At 57.1% G+C, this 4,738-nt stretch carries 6 protein-coding genes; 5 read left to right on the top strand and 1 reads right to left on the bottom strand.

The window, feature by feature from the left end:
• From aroC to RT340_RS21955, 5 genes are all read left to right on the top strand, one after another.
• The coding region (aroC, locus tag RT340_RS21975; RefSeq protein WP_313377774.1) for a chorismate synthase at positions 1-577 on the top strand (577 nt) is incomplete at its 5' end.
• Between the two features lie 7 nt (positions 578-584).
• The gene (gene mepA / locus RT340_RS21970) at positions 585-1,409 is read left to right on the top strand and encodes a penicillin-insensitive murein endopeptidase (protein ID WP_034825159.1); all 825 of its coding nucleotides are present in this window, start codon (positions 585-587) and stop codon (positions 1,407-1,409) included.
• A 130-nt stretch (positions 1,410-1,539) separates the two neighbouring features.
• The gene (locus RT340_RS21965; protein WP_313377771.1) at positions 1,540-2,337 is read left to right on the top strand and encodes a sulfite exporter TauE/SafE family protein; all 798 of its coding nucleotides are present in this window, start codon (positions 1,540-1,542) and stop codon (positions 2,335-2,337) included.
• Between the two features lie 67 nt (positions 2,338-2,404).
• Complete coding sequence (locus RT340_RS21960; protein ID WP_313377769.1) at positions 2,405-2,950, top strand: elongation factor P hydroxylase; 546 nt, start codon at positions 2,405-2,407, stop codon at positions 2,948-2,950.
• A 156-nt stretch (positions 2,951-3,106) separates the two neighbouring features.
• Entirely contained in the window at positions 3,107-3,388 is a 282-nt protein-coding gene (locus tag RT340_RS21955; protein ID WP_034825151.1) for a YfcL family protein, read from the top strand.
• Between the two features lie 30 nt (positions 3,389-3,418).
• Here the strand turns inward: RT340_RS21955 and mnmC are convergent.
• On the bottom strand, positions 3,419-4,738 hold a 1,320-nt coding region (mnmC, locus tag RT340_RS21950), incomplete at its 5' end, for an FAD-dependent 5-carboxymethylaminomethyl-2-thiouridine(34) oxidoreductase MnmC (RefSeq protein WP_313377767.1).

Genomic DNA, 4,738 nt, shown 5'->3' with positions numbered 1-4,738 from the left:
GAGCATCGTGGAAGAGAACCCTTTTTTCTGTCCGGACGCCAGCAAGCTGGAGGCGCTGGATGAACTGATGCGCGGCCTGAAGAAAGAGGGCGACTCGATCGGCGCTAAAGTCACGGTGATGGCAGAGAACGTGCCACCGGGACTGGGCGAGCCGGTATTTGATCGTCTCGATGCCGATTTGGCTCATGCGTTGATGAGCATCAACGCGGTAAAAGGCGTGGAAATCGGTGACGGTTTTGCCGTGGTAAGCCAGCGTGGTAGCCAGCATCGTGATGAAATTCGCGCCGACGGTTTCCAGAGTAACCACGCGGGTGGCATTTTAGGCGGAATCAGCAGCGGTCAGACCATCAGCGCTAATCTGGCCATGAAGCCGACTTCAAGCATCACTGTACCGGGTAAAACCATCACCCGTGAAGGCGAAGAAGTGGAGATGATCACCAAAGGTCGCCACGATCCTTGCGTGGGCATTCGCGCGGTACCGATTGCCGAAGCGATGATGGCGATTGTGTTGATGGATCACCTGCTGCGTCAGCGTGCGCAGAACGGTGACGTCAACAGCAGCGTTCCGCGCTGGTAAGCCACGGATGCGCCGCCTGCTCACCACCGTTGCCGCGCTGTTGTGCAGTGCGGCCGTGTTTGCTGCCACGCCCTGGCAGCAAATCCATCAGCCGATTGCTGGCAGCCCACAGTCGATTGGCGGGTTCGCCAACGGCTGTATTGTCGGTGCACAGCAACTGCCACTCAATTCACCCAATTATCAGGTCATGCGTCAGGATCAGCGGCGTTATTTCGGCCATCCCGATCTGATTGCCTTTATTCAGCGTCTCAGTACCCAGGTGCATCAACTGCAGCTGGGGCAGGTGTTGATTGGTGACATGGGCATGGCGGCCGGCGGGCGCTTCAGCAGTGGGCATGCCAGCCATCAAACCGGGTTGGATGTCGATATCTGGTTGCAGCTGCCGCAAAACCGCTGGACGGCGCAGCAGCTGCTGAAGCCACAGCCACTGGATTTGGTGGCACCGGATGATAAGCAAGTGATTGCGCGTCATTGGCAGCCGCAGATCGACAGCCTGATCAAGCTGGCGGCGAAAGATAATGAAGTGACACGTATCTTCGTCAATCCGGCGATTAAAAAGCAGCTTTGTGCGGATGCCGGAAGCGATCGTGCATGGCTGAATAAAGTGCGCCCGTGGTTTGCCCATCGTGCCCACATGCACGTGCGTCTGCGCTGTCCGGCAGGCAGTCTGGAGTGTGAAGATCAGGCCGCGCCGCCGCCGGGTGATGGTTGTGGTGCAGAGTTAGACAGTTGGTTCCTGCCGAAAAAACCGGGTAGCACGCCGCCTGTGAAGAAAACGCCGCCGCCGTTGCCGCCATCCTGTCAGGCACTATTAGATCGTCATTTACTTTAGCCGTGACGCTTCCTGTTGCAGCAGTATTGGCAACGTTCTCTCTCCCAGACACAGATATGTGTGAGACCAGGAGAGAGCACGGATGCCCAGCCTGCAATAAGAATGGTCGGGTTAACTTTACGAGAAAAAAATGGACCTCTTTGTTGTTAGCCCCCTATTGCTGGGCGTGTTGTTTCTGGTTGCGGTGCTGGCAGCGTTTATCGACTCCATCGCCGGCGGCGGTGGCTTACTCACCGTTCCTTCATTACTCGCTGCGGGACTCTCTCCTGCTCAGGCTTTAGCCACCAATAAGTTACAGTCGGTGGGCGGATCTTTCTCTGCCAGCCTCTACTTTGTGCGTCGTGGCGCGGTGAATCTGCGCGAACAGCGGCTGAACATTGCCATGACCTTTATCGGTGCGGTGTGTGGCACGGTGCTGATTCAGCATATCCAGGCGGATGTACTACGACAGATTTTGCCGCTCCTGCTGATCAGCATCGGTTTATGGTTCCTGTTAATGCCGCGGCTGGGCGAGTCGGACCGTGAGCATCGCCTGCAGGGGATCGCTTTTGCGCTGGTCGGCGGTGGTTGCGTCGGTTTTTACGACGGCTTTTTTGGTCCGGGTGCCGGTTCATTCTATGCATTAGCGTTTGTGACGCTGTGTGGCTTCAATCTTGCCAAGGCCACCGCCCACGCCAAAGTCCTAAATTTCACCTCCAATTTCGGCAGTCTGCTGTTCTTTATGTTCGGCGGAAAGGTAGTGTGGGGCACGGGCGTGATCATGTTGATTGGCGCATTCATGGGCGCGCGTATCGGCGCCAGACTGGTGCTGAGCCGGGGTCAGAAGCTGATCCGCCCGATGGTGGTGACTGTATCCGCTGTGATGAGCGCCAAATTATTGTGGGATAGCCATGGCAGCGCGTTGCTGGCGTGGATAGCCACGCTGTAAAGCAGTACTCGTCAAGAACGGCTGCCAATGCGACAATGGCGCTAATTTTTTTAAAGATTAAAATATTATGAGTACAGAACATCATTACCAGCAGCTGGTGGATATTTTTGATGGCTGCTTTGTTGAAGACTTTCAGACCCGTCTAATTAAAGGCGATGACGAACCTATTTATCTTCCAGCGGATGAGGAATCGCCGTGGAACCGCGTGGTGTTTGCTCACGGTTTCTACGCCAGCGCGCTGCACGAAATTTCTCACTGGTGTATTGCCGGTGAAGCGCGCCGCAAGCTGGTGGATTTTGGTTATTGGTACTGCCCGGATGGGCGGGATGTGCAAACGCAAAGTCAGTTCGAGTCAGTGGAAGTCAAGCCACAGGCGCTGGAGTGGCTGTTCTGTGTCGCGGCGGGCTTTCCCTTCAATGTCAGCTGTGACAACCTCGAAGGCGATTGTGAACCCGATCGCATCGCGTTCCAGCGCAAGGTCCATGCTCAGGTGATGACTTATTTTGAGCAGGGTATCCCGGCACGTCCGGCACGTTTTATCGATGCGTTAGCCAGCTATTACGGTACGCCAGCGCTGACGGCGGCACACTTCCCGTGGCCGGAAGATCTGTGATTCGCAAACATATTATTAATGACCCAAAGTCACCCGCGTTGCAGCATAACGGCGAATGAACGACCCCCGGGAACGCGAACCAGCGTGTAACGGGGCAAGAGCGTGAAGCCAGCGCAGTAGCGGCGCGGCGTATCAAGGGCAATAAGGAACAAGACGATGATCGTAGAATTCGAATCCCGCATCCTGGCATTGATTGACGATATGGTTGATCACGCCAGTGACGACGAGCTGTTTGCCGGTGGCTATCTGCGTGGTCATCTGACCCTGGCGGTGGCTGAGATTGAAATCAGCGGTGAGCACACGCCAGAAGCGCTGCAAATCCATGTGACCAACAGCCTGCAAAATGCGATTGCCGCAGGTGAACTGTCACCACGCGATCAGGCGCTGGTGATTGGCATGTGGGATAATTTGTTCCAGCAGGCGCGTCAGACCGCCTGATAAGTCGGGGCGGCCGCTCGCCCCGCCATCCTAGCGTCCCGCTTTCTTACCTTTCAGCAATTTTCTTACCCAGTAACGATTCGGATTCAATGCCGCCAGCGTGGTGATATCCAGCGGTTGCGGCTCACCACTCATCTGTGCCGCCAGTACTTCCGCCGCCAGCGGCGCGCTGCACAAGCCGCGTGAACCCAGCGCACCCAGCACAAATAAACCGGCATGAACCGGTGCATCGGCAAGGGTTTCACCCCGTGCTCGTTGCCCCGGCAAATCAGCATATTGCACCAGCGTTGCGGCGTAATCAGGCGCGCTGCCACTCATCGGTAAGTGATCGCGCGTTGCGCAGCGCACGCCAACACGCGCCTCGTTATCACTGATATCCACCTGCTGTGGCCACTCTGCATCCGGCAGACAGTTCACCAGGCGCTGGCGGTTTTCCTGCTGATCGTCAGCACGGAAATCGGTTGTGGTATCGCCACGATGGTAGCTGGCCCCGATGCAGTGGGTGCTGAAATTCGGGCTGACTGGCGTGAGATAGCCGTCATAGCAGAGTACGGTATTTAACGCGCCCAGCTTAGGATTGGTCGGCACATGACTGACCTGACCCGCCACCGCGTAAACGGGCAAGTCTTTGCTTTGCTCAATTTCCAGCAGCGCATGGCCATTGGCGAGCACCACCTGCTGATGATTTACCGAGGGTTGCTCGCTGAAGTTCAGGGTCCAGCCCTCAGTCGTGGTTTCCAGCGTGGTGACGCGATGCAGCCAGTGCAGGCGTAAACCCAGCGTTTGCGCATGCTCCAATAGGTTGCTGGTCAGTTGCGACGGAGAGAGCCAGCCGCCCTGAGGATAGAAAATGCCACCACTACCGGTTTCGACGCCCGCTAATTGCTGCGCGTCCTCCTGACTTACGCCGTACGCCACATCATGCGGCAATCCCATCTCCAGCATTTGGGCGATCTTATCGGCACTTTTACTGTCCCAGCCGAGTTGCAATACACCGCTCCAGTCATGCTCGAACATCACCGGTAGCTGGTCATACAAACGGCGGGCAAAGGTGAACGCCGCAGGGAAGAACGTGGCGAGAGCGGGATCGTGCTGATTGAGCAGCGGATAAAGTGCGCCCTGACGGTTGCCGGAAGCACCGAGCGCAGGTGCTGCATCCGCGCAATAAAGCGTCACCTTCCAGCCCCGGCGCAACAGCGCCAGCGCCAGTACGGCACTCGCCACGCCACCGCCAACCAGCGCCACTTCCTGAGTGCGAGCCGCAGGGCGGGCATACCACGGTTGGCTATGGGGCAGGGCAGCAACCTGCTCCATTACGCTCGTTAGCATTTCGCGTTTGTGACCAAAGCC

This window comes from Pantoea sp. CTOTU50773 (assembly GCF_032082325.1).
Lineage (GTDB): Bacteria > Pseudomonadota > Gammaproteobacteria > Enterobacterales > Enterobacteriaceae > Pantoea > Pantoea communis.
Note: the sequence above shows the minus strand (reverse complement) of the source record. Positions and strands in the feature narration are given on the sequence as shown.